The sequence below is a fragment of the Collinsella sp. AM44-11 genome, assembly GCF_003467145.1.
Taxonomy (GTDB): domain Bacteria; phylum Actinomycetota; class Coriobacteriia; order Coriobacteriales; family Coriobacteriaceae; genus Collinsella.
Map to the genome: position 1 here is coordinate 17,912 of NZ_QSFE01000011.1, position 17,627 is coordinate 35,538.

A 17,627-nucleotide genomic window follows, 5' to 3' on the forward strand; every position below is an offset into this window, starting at 1 on the left:
CTACCCACTCCTCTTTTCGTTCGATTCTTTGCTCGAGCCGTCACTCGACCCCTCGTTCAAATCGTTCGCGCCGCCTTTGCGCGGCAGACGGCCGGCAATCGTCTCGCGCAGCGCGCACCATTTATCCGCCAGGCACACAATCCATGCCTCACGACACGTCGGCGGCACCGGTACCAGCGGAAACATATGCCGTACGATAATATTCCGCTCGCGCGGCGTCAGCTCAAAATCTTCCTCCGCACGCGCCAAGGCAAAAAACGGGTGGCGAAAGCCATGCAGCCGATGGCTTGGGTCGGGATCGTGCCAGTCATAGAGAAAGTAATCGTGCAGCAGGGCCCCGCGCAGCAGCGATAAGCGGTCGACGGAGATACCGACGCGGCCCAGGCGCTCGGCAAAGGACAGACTTGCCCGCGCCACCGAGGTCACATGTGCATAAACCGTCACATCGCCATGTTGGATAAACTCATGCATCAGGTCCAAGCGGCCCGCCTGGGCAAGCTGACGGGCGGCATCGTCGACCTCGCGCGCGATTTTCTCGGCACGAACGGTATCGGACATGCGGCCTCCTTCCGGCGGCGCTCGGCGGCAAGCCGCAGCCTGCACGCAATGAATAAAATCATCATGGAACTTATCAGTATGGCATCGGACAAAACGTTTTGCCCCACCAGTTGGCGAATTACCGCGCCGCCGTCACATATCAAACGCCAAAATGTGCGAGACTGTCTTGTGCAATTGTGCCGGCCGAGGGAGTGCCGGCGCACGATTCGCATGGAGTAACCCACAACGATGCTGCTTACGCAAACGACAACGCCCGAGGACGTCAAGGCTCTCGATCGCGCCGAGCTTCCGCTGCTCTGCGGCGAGATCCGCCACGCCATCCTCGAAAGCTCCGCCGCCGTCGGCGGGCACGTTGCCCCCAACCTGGGCGTCGTTGAGCTTACGGTTGCGCTTCATCGCGTGTTTAACTCCCCCACCGACAAAATTGTCTTTGACGTATCGCACCAGACCTATGCCCACAAGGCGCTGACTGGGCGCGCGTACACTTATATCGACCCGGCACGCTACGGCGAGGCCTCTGGCTTTGCCAATCCCGACGAGTCCGAACACGACCTGTTCGCCATGGGCCACACCTCTACATCGGTGAGCCTGGGCTGCGGCTTGGCGCACGCTCGTGACCTGGCGGGCGATGCGTACAACGTCATCACCATCATTGGCGACGGTTCGCTTTCGGGCGGTCTGGCGTTTGAGGGCTTCAACAATGCCGCCGAGCTCGACAGCAACTTGATCATCGTCGTCAATGACAACGACCAGTCCATTGCCGAGAACCACGGTGGCCTGTATCGCAATCTGGCCGAGCTGCGCGCCAGCAACGGCACCTGCAGGCGCAACGTTTTCCGCGCGATGGGGCTCGACTACCGCTATTTAGACGCCGGCAACGATGTGTTGGCCCTCGTCGACGCGCTGCAGGAGCTGCGCGATATCGATCACCCCATCGTGCTGCACGTCTCGACCGCCAAGGGCAAGGGCTTTGAGCCAGCCCAGAGCGACCCCGAGCGCTGGCATCATGTAGGTCCGTTTGACATGGCGACTGGGCGCAAGCTCTGCCCGGGCCATCCGAGCGAGCCTGCGCCGCGCACCTATGCCGACATTACGGGCGAGGCCCTGAGCGCTGCCATAGAGCGCGATCCGCAGGTTGTGGGCATCACGGCCGCAACGCCCTACATCATGGGCTTTACGCCCGAGCTTCGCGCCGCGGCAGGCAAGCAGTTTGTTGACGTGGGCATTGCCGAGGAGCACGCCGTGACCTTTGCCACCGCGCTTGCGCGCTCGGGCGCCAAGCCAGTCTTTGGTGTGTACGGCACGTTTTTGCAGCGCGCCTACGACGAGCTATGGCACGACCTGTGCCTCAACGACGCCCCGGCGACCATTTTGGTGTTTGGTGCGTCGATCTTTGGCACCACGTCCGAGACGCACCTCTCGTTCTTTGATATTTCCATGCTGGGCGGTCTTCCCAACATGCACTACTTGGCGCCGGCCTGCATGGAGGAATATCTGTCCATGCTGAGCTGGTCGCTCGACCACCGCGAGCATCCCGTGGCGATTCGTGTACCGGGCATCGGCCTGGTAAGCCGTCCCGACCTTGCGCCTGCCGAAGACACCGACTACAGCGCCGTTCGCTACAACGTGGTGCGCCAGGGTCGAGACGTAGCAGTGCTCGCGCTCGGCGATTTCTTTGAGCTGGGCGAGCGCGTGGCAAACCGTCTGACCGCCGAGTACGGCATCGAGGCCACGCTTGTCAACCCGCGCTATGCAACCGAGCTCGACCGCGAGTTCCTCGACAGTCTTGCCGCCGAGCATCGCGTTGTCGTCACTCTCGAGGACGGCATCTTGGACGGTGGCTGGGGCGAGCGTGTCGCGTGCTACTTGGCCTGCACGCCCGTGCGCACGCGCACCTTTGGCATCGCCAAGGGCTTCCCCGACCGCTACGACCCCAACGAGTTGCTCGCTCAGAACGGCATGACGGTCGAGAACATGGCCGCCGAGGCCGTAAGGCTACTCAACGAGTAAAAAACCTCCGCAAGGGAAGCACCCATGCGGAGGTTTTTATTTTCGCGACGCGATTATCTCAATCTGTAACACCTAGCGTACAAATCCTCGTCTACCCGTTACAGATCTAGACAAAACAACGAGACCGGCCGCCGTACCAGCCCAAACCACCACAAAGGTGCCTGTCCCCTTTGTGGTGGTTTTAGGTCACGGTCGGCGCGAAAAACGAATAATCGTTCATACGCGATCTCCTTACTTATATATATGTCGCGTTGCCGCCATTATAACGACCGCCGCGAGCGGCCACGCCGACCGCAAAACGTCATCTCAGCAGCAATAACCGACGTTTTCCCAGATAAAACCTACCAAAATAAACCTGTCCCTTTTAGGTAGGAAGAATTACCCATAAGGTAAGTATGTTTCTGAGTTATTTCGTGTTGACCCATTTGAGCGCGATAGGGTATAACTCTACTCAACCGCTAGGGATTTTATTGAGAAAGGTGTTCTACCATGAGCAAGAACCTCTCCCAGCAGGTCGTTCTCGACCGCCGCGGCTTTGTCGCCGCCACCTTCGCAACCGTTGCCGGCCTTGGTCTTGCCGGCTGCTCCGACACCAGCGCCGAGGCCGACAAGGGTTCCGCCGCCGGCTCCTCCAAGAGCTCCGAAGATACCGAGGCTTCCACCATACTCGATGCCAAGGCATTCGACAAACTCGTCGACAACGGCCCCAAGGCCGATGACGACGCCATCGCCGCCAGCACCTGGGCCACGGCCGTCAAGGACGCCGGTGTCTTTAAGATCGGTGGCGTTCAGACCTCCACACTTTTCTCCCTCCTCAACGAGAAAGACGGTCAGACCCGCGGCTTCGACGCCGGTATCGCACAGCTCCTGTCCAACTACATTCTGGGCGAGAACAAGGTCGAGATCACCCAGGTGACCTCGGACACGCGCGAGTCCGTCCTGCAGAACGGCCAGGTCGACGCTGTCTTTGCCACCTACACCATCACTGACGAGCGCAAGAAGCTCGTCTCCTTCGCCGGTCCCTACTACTACACCCAGCAGGCTATCCTGGTGCTCGCCGATAACGACGACATCAAGAGCGTCGACGACCTGGCCGACAAGAACGTCGCCGTCCAGTCCGGCTCCAACGGCCCCGCCATCCTGGAGGAGTTCGCCCCCAAGGCCAGCCAGCAGGAGTTCAAGACCGACGAGGAGGCCCGCCAGGCACTCCAGCAGGGCCGCGTTGACGCCTACGTCATCGATAACAACATGCAGCAGAGCGCCCTGGTCCGCGAGCCCGGTAAGTACAAGATCGCCGGCAAGCCCTTCGGCAGCAAGGAGCCCTATGGTATCGGCCTGCCGCTCGATTCCGACGGCGTCGCCTTTGTCAACGACTTCCTTAAGAAGATCGAGGACGACGGCACCTGGACCGAGCTGTGGCAGATCTGCATTGGCGACCGTACGGGCGACACCAATGTTCCCGAGCTGCCCGAGATCGGCGCCTAGGCAGCAAGCCTAGTAACGGCCGCTACGAAACCATACGGAAACGCACGATGCGCTTTATTGCGCTAAACTGTTTCCTCACTGAGTTGTCGGGGCTTCCGTACACACGGGAGCCCCTTTCCTTACCGGCGGGAGGTCCGCATGAGTCTCTCCGAGCTCTGGTCGCTCTATGGCCAGAACTATATCGACGCGCTGCTAGCAACCTGGGGCATGACGCTTGAGTCGTTTGCCATCGCCATGGTGCTGGCCGTCGCCGTCACCGTGATGCGCGTGTCGCCGCTCAAGCCGCTGCGCGTCTTTGGCGACCTGTATGTCCAGGTCTTCCGTAACATCCCCGGCATCGCGCTGCTCATTATCGTCGTCTACGCGCTGCCGCCGCTCAAGGTCGTCCTGCCCTACCGCACCTGCGTCATCGTCGCCACAGTGCTCTTGGGTTCTGCCTTTGGCTCCGAGAACTTTATGAGCGGCATCAACACCGTCGGTGTCGGCCAGGTGGAAGCCGCCCGCTCGCTGGGAATGAGCTTCAGCCGTATCCTCGCCAAGATCGTGATTCCGCAGGCGCTGCGCTCGAGCGTGCTGCCCATGACCAACCTCTTTATCGCCGTCATGCTCACCACCGCGCTCGGCAGTCAGGTGCCGCTTAAACCGCAGGAGCTCACCGGCGTGGTGAGCTACATCAACACGCGCTCGCTCGGCGGCGTCGCCGCGTTCTTTATCTCGGCGCTCGGCTACCTGGGCACGGCCTTTGTGGTGAGCCACATTGGCAACTATATCGATAAGAAGGTGAGGATCCTCCGATGAGCAAGCACTCCACCTCCGCGCTCACCATGCGCGATGCGCTCTACGAGGCTCCCGGCCCCAAGATGCGCGCCAAGATTCGCGTCGGCACCGCCATCTCACTTGTTGCCGTGGCCGCGCTCATCGCTCTGGTACTGCAGCGCTTTTATGTGACCGGCCAGCTTTCGGTCCATTACTGGTACTTCTTTACGCACCTCACCACCTGGAAGTTCCTGCTTGCCGGTTTTGAGGGCACAGTAAAGGTCGCGCTCACCGCCGGCGCCATCGCGCTGGTACTGGGCTTAGCCCTCATGCTCGGCCGTACCAGCGACATCAAGCCGCTACAGCTGGTCTGCCGCGTGCTCACCGATTTCTTCCGTGGCGTGCCGAGCCTGCTGTTCATCTACTTCTTCTTTTTGGTGCTGCCCCAGTACAAGATCGCGCTGCCGTCGTTTTGGATGCTCACGCTTCCCGTCGCGCTCGCCGCGGCCGGCGTACTCGCCGAGATCTTCCGCGCCGGCGTCAATGCCGTGCCGCGCGGCCAGGTCGAGGCCGCCCAGGCGCTCGGTCTCTCCAAAGCTAAAATCACCTTTAAAATCGTCCTGCCGCAGGCTATTCGGTTTATCATTCCGTCGTTGATTTCGCAGCTTGTGGTCGTCGTCAAAGACACCACCGTCGCCTACGTGGTGAGCTACCCCGACCTTATGCAAAACGCCCGCGTGCTCATTACCAACTACGACGCCCTCGTGTCGGTCTACCTGGTGATCGCGGTCATCTATATCCTCATCAACGTCGCAATCAACAAGGCCGCTGTCTACGTTTCGCACAAGACCGGCGCGACCATCATTCGCTAACGATTTACCATTTCGAGTCATAAGGAGCCGAGCACCATGGCACAGAGCACTTCTTCTACCGGTAATCAGCCGCTGATCGAGCTCAAGCACGTCGATAAGCACTATGGCGATCTGCACGTCCTCAACGACATCAATCTCTCGGTCGACCGCGGCGAAGTCGTCGTCGTGATCGGCCCCTCAGGCTCGGGCAAGTCGACCATGTGCCGAACCATCAACCGCCTGGAAACCATCGACTCGGGCGAGATCCTCATCGAGGGCGAGCCTCTGCCGCAGGAAGGCAAGGATCTTGCCCGCATGCGCGCCGAGCTGGGCATGGTGTTTCAGCAGTTCAACCTGTTCGCGCATATGACGGTGCTGCAGAACGTCATGCTGGGGCCGGTCGACGTGCTGGGCGTGTCCAAGGAGGAAGCTCGTGAGCGCGCCATGGACCTGCTGAGCCGCGTGGGCGTTGCCGAACAGGCCGACAAGGTGCCCGCTCAGCTCTCGGGCGGCCAGCAGCAGCGCGTGGCCATTGCCCGCTCGCTCGCCATGCAGCCCAAGGCCATGCTCTTCGACGAGCCCACGAGTGCCCTTGACCCCGAGATGATCAACGAGGTGCTCGAGGTCATGGTCCGCCTGGCCCAGCAGGGCATGACGATGATCGTCATTACGCACGAGATGAACTTCGCCCGCCGCGTTGCCGACCGCGTCGTGTTCATGGCCGACGGCCAGATCGTGGAAACCGGCACGCCCGACGAGTTCTTCGACCATCCCCAGACCAAGCGCGCCCAAGACTTCCTCAACTCCATCAAGGGCCACTAGCCCAATTGCCATATCCGCTCGCCATGACCATCCAAACTCGAAAGCAACACCTATGATCGGAACTCGCACTTCATCGTCATACACCCCGCACGTCAACGTCGACCCCGCCGACCGTCCGCTCATCCTGGTGGCGCCGCGCTGGGAAGAGGCAAAGCCGTTTTTAAGCGAGACACTCTCCCCCAACGAGGAAATCGCAAGTGTCTTTGTCGATGCCATTCTTGCTGCCGGCGGCCTGCCGCTGCAGATGTCCATCACCGAGGACATTGAGGTCATCCGTCATTACGTCGACATCGCCGACGGCATCGCCATTCCCGGCGGCCCCGATGTCAATCCCAAACGTTGGGGCGATGATCGACCCTACGACCCCACCCTCTGCTGCGAAATCCGCGATAGTTTTGAGTTTAAGCTGGTCGACGAGGTACTCCGCGCCAAAAAGCCGCTCTTTACCACCTGCCGCGGCACGCAGCTGCTCAACGTCGCCACCGGCGGCACCCTGTGCATGGACGTGCCGAGCCTGGGCGCGCGCGAGGGCCGCACGCAGTGGCGCCATACCCACGTGCTCAACGACCCTGTGCATCCTGTCGAGGTCGTGCCGGGCTCGCTGCTGGAGCGCGCGGTTGGCGGGCACAGGCTGATCCAGACCAACTCCGCACACCACTGCTGCGTCGATCGTCTGGGTAAAAGCACGCGCTTGGTCGCCAAGGCAACCGACGGCGTGCCCGAGTGCATCGAAGTCGAAGGCCAGCCGTTCTGCCTGGGCGTGCAATGGCACCCTGAGTACACGTGGAAGACGCTCGAGACCGACTTTGACCTGTGGAAGTCGTTTGTCGAGGCAGCGGCCAAGGTTAAGCGGGCTCGCTAGCTCGCGAATCACACAGGCTTAAACCTTCCATGCCAGGGGGGGGCGGACACCAGCCACGGTGCCCGCCCCCCTGTATTTGATACGCTCGGTATGTTTATCCCTCACAAACAATCAAAGAAATCTCGACCACAATCGGTCGACCGTAAAGCAGATGGCAAAAACGCTTGCTACGTTTATGAGGCAGTCAATTAAAATCGAGGTGCATTGACTATCCTCCAACGGGGTCACGCCGCAAATCCACATGAGCATCGAGGCCGGAAGCGGAAGCATGGAATTGGCCCCGATCTGTATGTAGATCGCTACAACGTTGACAAGCAACAGCATGCCAATCGGACCGAAGCCGGACCCAAAATAGGAAACAACGATTACGCAAGAAACCACGTATGCAAGGCAGGCGGCGGCAGCAAGAACAAGTCGATAGCAAAATACATGCAGGTTGAAATACTGCTGAGCATCCAAAACGATCGCGCAGTTAAGACAGTACAAAACGACACTCGTCAGGATAAACGCGCCCAAAAGGGCGAAAGAAGACAGCATCGCTCGCGCAACGATAGCGCACACACGCTTCCCTCCCCGGGCCTCCGACAGCCCCCACGGTTCCTCGACAAAGCCCGAACTGACAAAGCGCGGCACAATACAAGCAGCAATGAACGGAAAGAACAATGCATGAGCCAACGGGGCTACGTTGAACAGCAGACCGCGAAAAACCTCTGCATTACCAAATAGAAGGGCATCCTCCGCCGATAGCCGAAGCGTCGGGTCTGGGAAAAAGCCCAAGAAACTGTTCTCACGGAGGCCACAGAGCCACATCGGGAAAGAATTAAGCTGCAATACCACCATGCACGCATAAATTACCAGGATTAAGGCGTACGCCCATTTGCTCACATGCTTCCATTCTGAATGGAGGAATCTTTTAATCTGACGAGCCATTGAACACACCCCCGGCACGAAAGCTCACGAGAGCGTAAATCAATACCGATAGACAGCTGGCTGCCACGCCATATCCCAGAAGCGTCAGCTGGCCCATATCGCTATACCCAAGGGCACATCCGACTCCAAGATACGGCCCCGGAAGAAGGAAAATCCATCGCAAGGATGGTATGGGTGCCTGAAGGAAGGCTCCGTAGAGCGTCAAGCTCATGACAAATCCAACTATCACCACGGCCCCGCTCAATACAGCGCTGCCCGTTATCCGATAGATGGTCACCGTCTCCAGCGCAACCGATATCACCAATACGGCGTTGACTATCATTGCAGGCAAAAATACAGTTAGTATGTTGTGCGAGTAGTTATGCCCTCCACGTATTATGGCTATTGCAAAAAGAAGAAGGCAAAGCGCGCTATACGCTGCGCCAATTATTAAAGCAGACGAAAATGCATGGGCTAGAGCCCCATAAAAGCGGTTGAGACCTCTTGCCGAAGAAATTCGGTGCCCCTCTTTATAGCCATGCTCCTGTAAAAGCACCAAACAAACGATGAGTGGAACGAACAGGGATGTACCGGCAAAAGCGCTGCGCGCAAGGGACTCATCAGGCGCAGAAGGATCGATTGCATTCCAGAGGAAACCAATATCCTCCCCACAAACGCCATAGCCAAAGGCGAGCAACGTTGTTCCGTTTTTTAGAAAGATGCCGAAGAGAAGGCCGAACGCCAGCATAAGCGCAAGACCAAACTTCGCCGGAAATATCCTGTGCAAACGCATCATATCTGCCTTTATGGGATGGATCGCCCGCTTCATAGCGAGACCGCCTTCATCAAGCGCCTGTAATACTCTTTTAAGGACGACGCCTCATCCCTTATGACGTCCATCGATTCCTTTTTCAGCAGTTCGCCGTCATGAAGAAACAGGCAGCATGTTGCAACCGATGCCAGCTCATCCAAGTCGTGGCTAGAGATAAGCATGGTTTTGCCCTGTTCTTGATTCAATCGACCGATAAGGGCCCATATACTCTCGATGCCCAACGGATCCAATCCATTTGCCGGCTCATCGAAAATGAGTACGTCGGTATCGCCCAACAAAGCCGTAGCTATATCCAGCCGCCGTTTCATTCCCAGAGAAAAACTGCCCACGCTCTTTTTCTCATCGACGTCCAGCCCGACAAGGCTCAAAACGCGAGGAACCTCACGTTTCTCATCGAGCCCCCATTCCGCACATCGGATCCGAAGATTCTCAGCCGCACTGAGGGATTGGTATGCTCCGCTGGAATCTGGCACATAGCCGACACGCGTCCGCATCAGACTCAGCTCTTTTTTCGACTTGCCTCCAAAGAGCTCCACACTCCCCGACGATGGCCCACAGAGGCCCAGCACTATTTTAATAAGCGTACTTTTACCCGCCCCGTTTGCACCAACAAGGGCGCAAAGCTCAGACTGACCCACCTCGAAGGAAACGTCATGCAACACACGCCGTTTTCCATAGCGCTTTGACACCTTTGATAGCTTTATCGTTGATGCGCTCATTGGCCTCCCGTTCTGCTTGATAGCAAAACCGCTCATATCGTTCCTTCTTTCCTTTATCGTTTTCCATAGTTGTTATTGTTTTTCGATAACTCATATTTGTCAAGATAATCTAAAAGAAGGAACCCGTTTTAGACACGGGTTCCTTCACGCTGATATTTCGTTTTAGTTGTTCGCCTTAAGCTACTCGTCACTCAAATCTACAGCAAAGACTGATGTCGGAAGTGACGCCTCGTTGCCTCCGCCATCCCGCATCTGCCTCACGACATTTTTTGCGCGTTCGACAATAAGCTCCTCAAGCTCTTTCTCGCTCACGCGCTGAATAATATCTCCCGGTTGACAATCAAGCTCATCACAGATATCGAGAAGCGTCTTTAGGCGAATAGCTTTTATCTTTCCGTTTCTAAGCTTTGAAATATTAGCCGGAGTATGCCCCGTCGCCCGAATCAGATCAGCGCTGGTCTTTCCGGTCTTAAGCAGCTGCGTCTCAAGCTCAATGATGAGATAGCTCATGTTTCCTCCTACACAAGCTCGTCAGACTGCTCTTGGAGCAGCGAGGCATAACTCCAGATCGCCGAGATAAACAAACAGACAACTGCGCCGATAAACGACCCCGCATCAAAGGTAGCGCCTTGGCAAATCTCAATAACGAAGGAATGAGGCACGATGTAAAGCTCCAGTCCGCCAATGGTGAGATTGACCGATCCATAGGCACCAACAAGCGAAACCGCGGCGTTAACAGCAAAGGCAAGCGCGAGAACACGGATAAGCCACACATGCGTCTTGGTAAAGGGCGAGACGCCCCGAGAGATATTACGGCTGATCCCGCACAAAACGACAAGCGAAATACCCACGACGAGTGCCAGGCACAGTCCGCTTGGGATAACGATGCACCCGCCATTGAGAAGCGTCACGACACCGAAAGAATCGACAGAAGCAACGTTTGTAACCGCACACCAGATCACGTAAACAACCAACGCGGCAAAAGCGACGAGCATCCCTGCAAAAACGGCTGTCATGCAAAAACCAAGCTTCCTGATGTTTTCGCCCGCCTTGGCCATACGCTGAACGCTGTTGGACATACACTCACCCTCATCGACTCTATCGTTATTCGAACAGTTTATCGAACAACGATATGGATTGCATGCGGAAAGCCCCGCCAGTGCGCATAGGCCATTCACTAATCAGAAGGGGTGAGAGTGGATTTTTGGACACGTATCGAACGAGAGTGGATAATCTCCCACTTTGAGGCCGCCACCGGGCCTAAAACGGGAGATTGTCCACGCTCATAGTCATCAAGGCTCACAGCCTCTTACTCGGCCGCCTCGCGCAGGGCCGACATCGTTGCCGCATATTGCTGCTGCAACGCATGCATTCCCTCGCGAGCGCCGTCAACGGCATCGGCGCCGCGCAGCGCTTCGGTCACCACGACCGCCGGCTCGTACAGATTATCGAATCCCAGGTTCTGGCTCACGCCCTTGAGCGTGTGCGCTGCCATAAACGCACCTTCGGCGTCTCCTGCCGCCATGGCGGCCTCCAGCTTGTCCATGCTCTCGTCATCCAAAAACTTGAGGGCAAAGCGGGCAAGCATTTCCTCGCCCATCAGCCGAGCGCACGCGTCATCATAATTAGCGCCGATCTTCTCATACGCCTCACGCATGGAAATCATGGATTAAAACTCCTTTGGTCAAACTAAATCGTGGGAAACGCGACAACGTCGGCGGGGCGTGCCAACGTCTCGGCAATACGGTCTTGCACCTCGAGCAGGCAGTCGAGCAACAGCGGGTTAAAGGTGCCGCACTTACCGTCCAGGATCATCTTGATCGCTTCCTCGTGCGGGATGGCATCCTTGTACACGCGCACGCTCGTCAGCGCATCGTACACGTCGGCCACCGAAACCACCTGTGCGGCGATGGGGATATCGTCGCCCTTAAGACCGTCGGGATAACCCCTGCCGTCCCAGCGCTCGTGGTGCCAACGCGCAATCTGGTACGCATATTCCAAAAGCGCATTGCCGGCGTGATGGCTGCCCAGCTCGAGCAGCATGTTGGCGCCAATCGTGGTATGCGTCTTCATAATCTCGAATTCCTCGGGCGTGAGGCGCCCGGGCTTGTTGAGGATCGCATCGTCAATCGACATCTTGCCGATATCGTGCAGCGCCGAAGCCAGGGCGATCGTGGAGCGTTCTTCATTGTCGAGGGAGATCGTGCCGCTACGCTGGACCAGATAGCCAAGCAGCAGCTCGGTCAGCTTTTCGATGTTCGTAACGTGCCTACCGCTCTCGCCGTTGCGAAGCTCCATGACGCCGGCCATGATGTCGATGAGCATGCGACTGTTCTTGACGCGCTCGTTGTACTGTTGGGACAGCAGGTTCGTCAGGCGGCGCTGTTTGGCGTACAGGCGGATGGTGTTGCTTACGCGGCGGCGCACGACACGGGAGTCAAACGGGCGGTTGATATAGTCCGAGGCGCCCAGCTCGTACGCGCGCAGAACCGCATCATCGGAATCTTCGCTCGAAATCATGATGACAGGCAGATTATCGATACCCGATCGGCGCGACAGATCGGCCAGCACCTCAAAGCCGCTTATGCCCGGCATCACAATGTCCAGCAGCACGAGCGACAACTCATCGCCATAGCGGTCGACCATGTCGAGCGCCGCACGACCGTTATCGGCCTCGAGGATGCAATGCTCGTCCTTGAGCATCTCGCTGAGAATGGCTCGGTTCATCTCGGAGTCATCGGCGATAAGCACCAAAGGCTTTTCGCTTTGGAAGGCCTCGATGGAATCGGCATCGGTCACGACCGTACCGGCTTTTGCCTTAGCGCGGCTCAGTAACTGAGCAGCGCGGCCAACGCCCTCATCGACCGTCTCGCCATGAATGCGAACGCCACCAACACATGCCGTCAAGCTCACGTACTCATGGCCCGGAATAATCGTGGAATGAACGGCATCGGACACCTGATGCAGGCGACGGGTGAAGTCATCGGAGGGAATATTGGGCATGACAACCACAAACTTGTCGCAGCCATAGCGCACAAGCTCGTCAGTCGAACGAATTCCGCTGCGTATGGCTGTCGCCACAGCACCGAGCGCAAGGTCGCCGGCATGACGGCCACACGTATCGTTGAAGGCCCTAAAATCATCAACGTCGATCATCGCAACGCCGGCATTCATGCGGGCGCTGCGAAGCTTTTCCTCGTAATATCGGCGATTGCGCACGCTCGTCAGCACGTCGGTGTAGACAAGGTCCTCTTCTGCAGCCTCCTGCTCATCGACCGGACGCACCATCAGCAGGACGTGAGGCTCGCCCTCGACCTTCAGAGGGCGTAGACGGGCGCGGTACTCAGTGCCATCATTGAGCAGTTGCTCCGACACCTCATCGGAGTCTGCCAAGGCCTCAAGACTCGACTGACGCAGACAAGGGCAGCGATCGCCGGCGAGCAAGCAGTTAGGCTCGCTCTTAATCTGATCGGCCGACAGCAAACGCACCACGGGGTAGGTCTTCGCGACACGGGCGACCTCAGCGGCAGCCTCCTCATCGGTTAGATTGACCTCGTGATTATTGAGCATATGGGGCCCTTTCGATAGTTTCGCATGGTAGCGGTGGGTTCCAAATGCTACAAGGGTAACACCTTGTCGATGCAGGTAAGTACGTGAATGCTGTTACAGTTTTATGAGTTGGCAGGCGGCGCGATTGAAGTCGCAGACGTGAGGTTTTGAGCACATTTGTTAACACGGCCGAAACGTTTGCGGGTGAAGCCTGCTTTGGCCATTGCGGGTGTTAGAGCCCCAGGATGCCACGGACAGCCCGGGCAGCCGCTGCCGGGCGATCGCGCAGACCGTTATGCGCGCCCGGGATCGTCACGAGAGGGCAATCGAGATATTCGGCAGCCGCTCGCGTGCCAGCCTCGCGGGGCGTGCCAATCGAGAGCTCGCCCAGGAGCACGGCGGCCACCGTTTTTGACGCGCGAACGCTATCCCAATCGGGAACGCAGGTCATAGTAATCCCGTATTCATTGGCCATGAAGCAACGACCATTGCGCAGGGCATGTTTGGCTTCCGCTTCGGTCGTCCCAGGAGCCTCGGGATCCAAGTCGCCGAGGGCTCCCAAGAAAAGCCGGAGCGCCCTTGAAACCTTTCCAGCCGCAATCATATCGAGCAAAACCGGGGCTGCGCCCATGCCGACGCCTTCGGCCGACACAGCCGGCTCATGCAGAATCGCACGGGCGACGAGATGGGGTTCGGTACGAAGAAGCTCCAGCGCCACCAACGTACCGGCGCTGTGCGCAAGCACATTTGTCGGAGCGCCAACGTGTTCGATCACGGCTTGCAGATCGGCGGCCTGAGCGGCAAGATCATAGCTGCCGTCTGCCGCATCGCTGCTGCCACCGCAGCCGCGGCGGTCGTAGGCAATTACGCGGTAGTTGCGGCTGAGCTCACAAGCGATACCGTCAAAAAATGTGCCGTCGACACAAGCGCCGTGCACGCACACCAAGGCAGGAGCATCAGGCGACACATCCGGGCCGACATATTCGCGACAGGCGATCGTGGTGCCCGCATTCTCGACCGTAAAATCCATGTTGTGCCCCCGTCATCAATGCTCATCCAGTTGCACGTCAGTGCGGTTGGATAGACCCGCATTGCCTTACACCTTGTTGACAGATTAACTGTACCCGACCTGAGGCTTTTCATGGCACGGCATCATGAGCGACGTGAAAAAACGAAACTTGTAAAGCAAGAGCCCGCGCCTTGCTTTGGAGCCGATGCTATGCTTAGGCACAATTGTCTTGAGGAGCATATGCCTATGTCTACGTTTTTGAATGCCAGCCCCATCTTTGGGCCCGTTCGCAGTCGTCGCCTTGGCCTCTCGCTCGGTGTCAACATGATGCCCGCCAGCGGCAAAATCTGCACGTTCGACTGCATCTACTGCGAGAACGGCCTCAACGCCGAGCGCCCCTGCCACGAGCCGTACAACACAGCTGCCGAGGTACTCGACGCGCTCGAGGCAAAGCTGCGCGAGATGGCAGCCGAGGGCGAGCTCCCCGATGTGATCACGTTTGCCGGCAACGGCGAGCCCACCGCCGCGCCGGAGTTTCCGCAGGCCATCGCCGGTGCCGTCGCACTGCGCGACGAGCTTGCCCCAAACTCCAAGATCGCCGTGCTCTCCAACGGCACACGCGCCGGCCGCCCCGAGGTGCACGACGCGCTCATGATGGTCGACGACAACATTCTTAAGCTCGATACCGTCGACCCGGCGTTTATCCAGCTGCTCGACCAGCCTGTTGGCCCCTACAACGTCGAACACCAGATCGAGACGTTCGCAAGCTTTGACGGTCACGTTATTATCCAGACGATCTTTTTGACCGGCGAGTATCAGGGCAAGCTCATCGACAATACCGGCGAGGAGTATGTTGCCCCCTGGCTCGCGGCGCTTGAGCGCATTCGTCCGCAGGAGGCGACCATCTACACGGTCGCGCGCGAGACACCAGTCGCCGGCCTTGCCAAAGCAGCGCCCGAGGTGCTCGACGCCATTGCCGCGCGCGTCCAAGCCCTCGGCATCCCCTGCCAGGTGAGCTACTAGCAAAACCACGCAGCAGCTAGTGTCAGCCATCCCGCTCCATCAGTTGCGGTGATATAGTTCCTATTTGTGCTGTTAAACCGCTTAAATCGGAACTATATCACCGAAACTTTTATGGACGCGTGGGTGGGCTATACTAGCTGCGAACGAAAGGAAGCTAGCCATGTATGACAAAGGACCCGTGCCCGGCCGCAACGACGCTTGCTGGTGCGGCAGCGGCAAGAAATACAAGAAATGCCATAGCGTCTTTGATGAGCGCCTCGAACGCTTGTGGGAAGAGGGCTGGGAGGTTCTGCCCCGCACGCTCTACAAGACGCCCGCCGATATCGAGGGCATCAAGCGCTCCGCCGCCATCAACGTGGGCGTGCTCGACTACGTAGGCGAGCACATCGCCGCGGGCATGACCACCAATCAGATCGACCAGATGATCTACGACTACACCGTCGAGCACGGTGGCACGCCGGCCGACCTCAACTACGAGGGCTATCCCAAGAGCGTGTGCACCTCGATCAACGACGTGGTCTGCCACGGTATCCCCTGCGATACGGACGTGCTGCACGAGGGCGACATTATCAACGTGGACTGCTCCACGATCTTGGACGGCTACTTTAGCGACTCGAGCCGTATGTTCTGCATCGGCGAAGTCTCGGCCGAGCGCCAGCGCCTGGTCGACGTCACCCGCGCCAGCGTGGAGGCGGGTCTGGCAGCCGTCAAGCCATGGCTGCCGCTCTCCGTCATGGCCGAGGCCGTGCAAAAGACGGTCGAGGACGCCGGTTTTAGCGTGGTGCGCGAGTACGGCGGACACGGCATCGGTAAGGAGTTCCACGAGGACCCGTTTGTGGGCTTTACCACCGAGGCACCCGATGTGGACACCATCATGGCTCCGGGCATGGTCTTTACCATCGAGCCTATGGTCAATGCCGGAGCGCCCGACATCAAGATTAGCAAGGGCGATGGTTGGTGCGTGCGCACCAAGGACGGCAGCGATTCGGCCCAGTGCGAGGTACAGCTCGTGGTGACCGAGGACGGCTACGAACTGCTCAGCTGGTAGCCGTAGATGCGCCGGATGCTGACGGGCACGCTCGTCTTGCATCCGGCGTTTTATTTGAACGTTTTACCCGATAAAACCTGCCAAAATAAACCTGTCCCTTTTTGGTAGGCTGAGCGGAGAGGACTGCTTGTGAACATCCTGGTTTTGCTGCCCGTCAACGACCGCCATCGCGCAATTCTTGAGTCGAGCGCTCCGGGCGAGGACTTTATCTACACGAGCTCCGACGCTATCACGCGCGAACAAGTCGTCAACGCCGACGTGATCTTGGGCAACATAGACCCTGCCCTGCTTACCGCATGCGAGCACCTCCAGCTGCTGCAACTACAGACCGCGGGCTATGACGATTACTTGGCCGCCGGCACCGTGCCAGCCGACGCCAAACTGTCTTGCTCGGTGGGCGCCTACGGCCAGGCCGTGAGCGAGCACATGTTTGCCATGGTCCTTTCCATGATGAAGCGTCTGCCTGGCTATCACGACTTGCAGCGCGAGCATCGCTGGGAGGATTTGGGGCCGGTCACTTCGCTCAAAAATGCCAATGTGCTCGTGCTGGGCGCGGGCGATATCGGCGGCCACTTCGCCACGCTCTGCCGCAGCATGGGTGCACACGTCCGCGGCATCAAGCGCCATCCGCTCGTCTACCCCATCGTGTTTGAGGACATGGACGGCATGGACGCCCTACCCGAGCGCCTGGCCGAGGCCGACATCGTCGCATCCTTTATGCCTAGCACACCCGAGACCCGCTGCCTGGCGAACGCCGAGTTCTTTGCCGCGATGAAGCCGGGCACCTTCTTTGCCAACGGCGGCCGCGGCGACCTTGTGGTTGCCGACGACCTGGTTGCCGCCCTGGAGTCGGGACATCTCGCCGGCGCCGCGGTCGACGTCACCGACCCCGAGCCGCTGCCTGAGACAAGCCCGTTGTGGGATGCCCCCAACATGCTCATCACGCCGCACGTCTCGGGCTGGTTCCACTTGGAGGCTACGCTCAACAATGTGGTCGACATCGCCGCGGAGAATCTGCGTCACCTGCAGGCCGGCGAGACCCTGCGCTGCTGGATCGAACACTAATTGTTCCGGCGTTTTGCCAAACGCCGGAACCCCTCGACGCTGCGAGCCCGCCAGAGCGGCAATCTGACGTTCAATCGTCGGGCATGGCCAAAAGGCCTATGCCCTCCTCTTTCACGTCACCTTGCTCAC

The 17,627-nt window shown here is 58.7% G+C and carries 18 protein-coding genes; 9 read left to right on the top strand and 9 right to left on the bottom strand.

Annotated elements, in window-relative coordinates; translation table 11 throughout:
- On the bottom strand, nt 1-558 hold the full coding sequence (locus tag DW943_RS07700) for an HD domain-containing protein (RefSeq protein WP_117563835.1): 558 nt from the start codon (nt 556-558) through the stop codon (nt 1-3).
- 228 nt (nt 559-786) lie between these two features.
- Here DW943_RS07700 and DW943_RS07705 point away from each other — a divergent pair, with 228 nt between their 5' ends.
- The 6 genes from DW943_RS07705 to DW943_RS07730 all read left to right on the top strand — a co-directional run bounded on the left by DW943_RS07705 (nt 787) and on the right by DW943_RS07730 (nt 7,344).
- Complete coding sequence (locus tag DW943_RS07705) at nt 787-2,568, top strand: 1-deoxy-D-xylulose-5-phosphate synthase (RefSeq protein ID WP_117862675.1); 1,782 nt, start codon at nt 787-789, stop codon at nt 2,566-2,568.
- A 489-nt stretch (nt 2,569-3,057) separates the two neighbouring features.
- Entirely contained in the window at nt 3,058-4,053 is a 996-nt protein-coding gene (locus DW943_RS07710) for a glutamate ABC transporter substrate-binding protein (protein WP_055251966.1), read from the top strand.
- 138 nt (nt 4,054-4,191) lie between these two features.
- Nucleotides 4,192-4,851, top strand: a complete 660-nt coding sequence (locus DW943_RS07715; RefSeq protein WP_022094657.1) for an amino acid ABC transporter permease — start codon at nt 4,192-4,194, stop codon at nt 4,849-4,851.
- Nucleotides 4,848-5,681, top strand: a complete 834-nt coding sequence (locus tag DW943_RS07720; protein ID WP_117758387.1) for an amino acid ABC transporter permease — start codon at nt 4,848-4,850, stop codon at nt 5,679-5,681. The genes DW943_RS07715 and DW943_RS07720 overlap by 4 nt, the downstream gene beginning before the upstream one ends.
- Before the next feature lie 36 nt (nt 5,682-5,717).
- Nucleotides 5,718-6,482 carry an amino acid ABC transporter ATP-binding protein gene (locus DW943_RS07725; protein WP_089572310.1) on the top strand — a complete coding sequence of 255 codons (765 nt, stop codon included), beginning with the start codon at nt 5,718-5,720 and terminating at the stop codon, nt 6,480-6,482.
- A 52-nt stretch (nt 6,483-6,534) separates the two neighbouring features.
- A complete protein-coding gene (locus tag DW943_RS07730) occupies nt 6,535-7,344 on the top strand; it encodes a gamma-glutamyl-gamma-aminobutyrate hydrolase family protein (RefSeq protein ID WP_117637640.1) in 810 nt (269 codons plus the stop codon).
- A 111-nt stretch (nt 7,345-7,455) separates the two neighbouring features.
- Here the strand turns inward: DW943_RS07730 and DW943_RS07735 are convergent, their stop codons facing one another.
- The 8 genes from DW943_RS07735 to DW943_RS07770 all read right to left on the bottom strand — a co-directional run bounded on the left by DW943_RS07735 (nt 7,456) and on the right by DW943_RS07770 (nt 14,383).
- On the bottom strand, nt 7,456-8,274 hold the full coding sequence (locus tag DW943_RS07735) for a hypothetical protein (protein WP_147348646.1): 819 nt from the start codon (nt 8,272-8,274) through the stop codon (nt 7,456-7,458).
- Nucleotides 8,258-9,082, bottom strand: a complete 825-nt coding sequence (locus DW943_RS07740) for a hypothetical protein (RefSeq protein WP_117862677.1) — start codon at nt 9,080-9,082, stop codon at nt 8,258-8,260. Before DW943_RS07740 ends, DW943_RS07735 begins: the two co-directional genes overlap by 17 nt.
- The gene (locus tag DW943_RS07745) at nt 9,079-9,840 is read right to left on the bottom strand and encodes an ABC transporter ATP-binding protein (RefSeq protein ID WP_117862678.1); all 762 of its coding nucleotides are present in this window, start codon (nt 9,838-9,840) and stop codon (nt 9,079-9,081) included. Before DW943_RS07745 ends, DW943_RS07740 begins: the two co-directional genes overlap by 4 nt.
- Before the next feature lie 144 nt (nt 9,841-9,984).
- Nucleotides 9,985-10,314: a helix-turn-helix transcriptional regulator gene (locus tag DW943_RS07750; protein WP_089572320.1), complete on the bottom strand. Its 330-nt coding sequence runs from the start codon at nt 10,312-10,314 to the stop codon at nt 9,985-9,987.
- Nucleotides 10,315-10,322: 8 nt separating this feature from the next.
- Nucleotides 10,323-10,883 carry a hypothetical protein gene (locus DW943_RS07755; RefSeq protein ID WP_117862679.1) on the bottom strand — a complete coding sequence of 187 codons (561 nt, stop codon included), beginning with the start codon at nt 10,881-10,883 and terminating at the stop codon, nt 10,323-10,325.
- A 230-nt stretch (nt 10,884-11,113) separates the two neighbouring features.
- Nucleotides 11,114-11,470 carry an Hpt domain-containing protein gene (locus DW943_RS07760; protein WP_055286833.1) on the bottom strand — a complete coding sequence of 119 codons (357 nt, stop codon included), beginning with the start codon at nt 11,468-11,470 and terminating at the stop codon, nt 11,114-11,116.
- A gap of 23 nt (nt 11,471-11,493) precedes the next feature.
- The gene (locus DW943_RS07765; RefSeq protein ID WP_117862680.1) at nt 11,494-13,374 is read right to left on the bottom strand and encodes a diguanylate cyclase; all 1,881 of its coding nucleotides are present in this window, start codon (nt 13,372-13,374) and stop codon (nt 11,494-11,496) included.
- Nucleotides 13,375-13,585: 211 nt separating this feature from the next.
- Nucleotides 13,586-14,383 (bottom strand): alpha/beta fold hydrolase, encoded by a 798-nt coding sequence (locus tag DW943_RS07770; protein WP_117862681.1) that lies wholly within the window; start codon nt 14,381-14,383, stop codon nt 13,586-13,588.
- Nucleotides 14,384-14,608: 225 nt separating this feature from the next.
- Here DW943_RS07770 and DW943_RS07775 point away from each other — a divergent pair, with 225 nt between their 5' ends.
- From DW943_RS07775 to DW943_RS07785, 3 genes are all read left to right on the top strand, one after another.
- Nucleotides 14,609-15,385 (top strand): radical SAM protein, encoded by a 777-nt coding sequence (locus DW943_RS07775; RefSeq protein WP_117862703.1) that lies wholly within the window; start codon nt 14,609-14,611, stop codon nt 15,383-15,385.
- 160 nt (nt 15,386-15,545) lie between these two features.
- The gene (map, locus tag DW943_RS07780; protein WP_117862682.1) at nt 15,546-16,433 is read left to right on the top strand and encodes a type I methionyl aminopeptidase; all 888 of its coding nucleotides are present in this window, start codon (nt 15,546-15,548) and stop codon (nt 16,431-16,433) included.
- A gap of 129 nt (nt 16,434-16,562) precedes the next feature.
- On the top strand, nt 16,563-17,498 hold the full coding sequence (locus DW943_RS07785; protein ID WP_117563850.1) for a D-2-hydroxyacid dehydrogenase: 936 nt from the start codon (nt 16,563-16,565) through the stop codon (nt 17,496-17,498).
- Nucleotides 17,499-17,627: the final 129 nt, after the last annotated feature.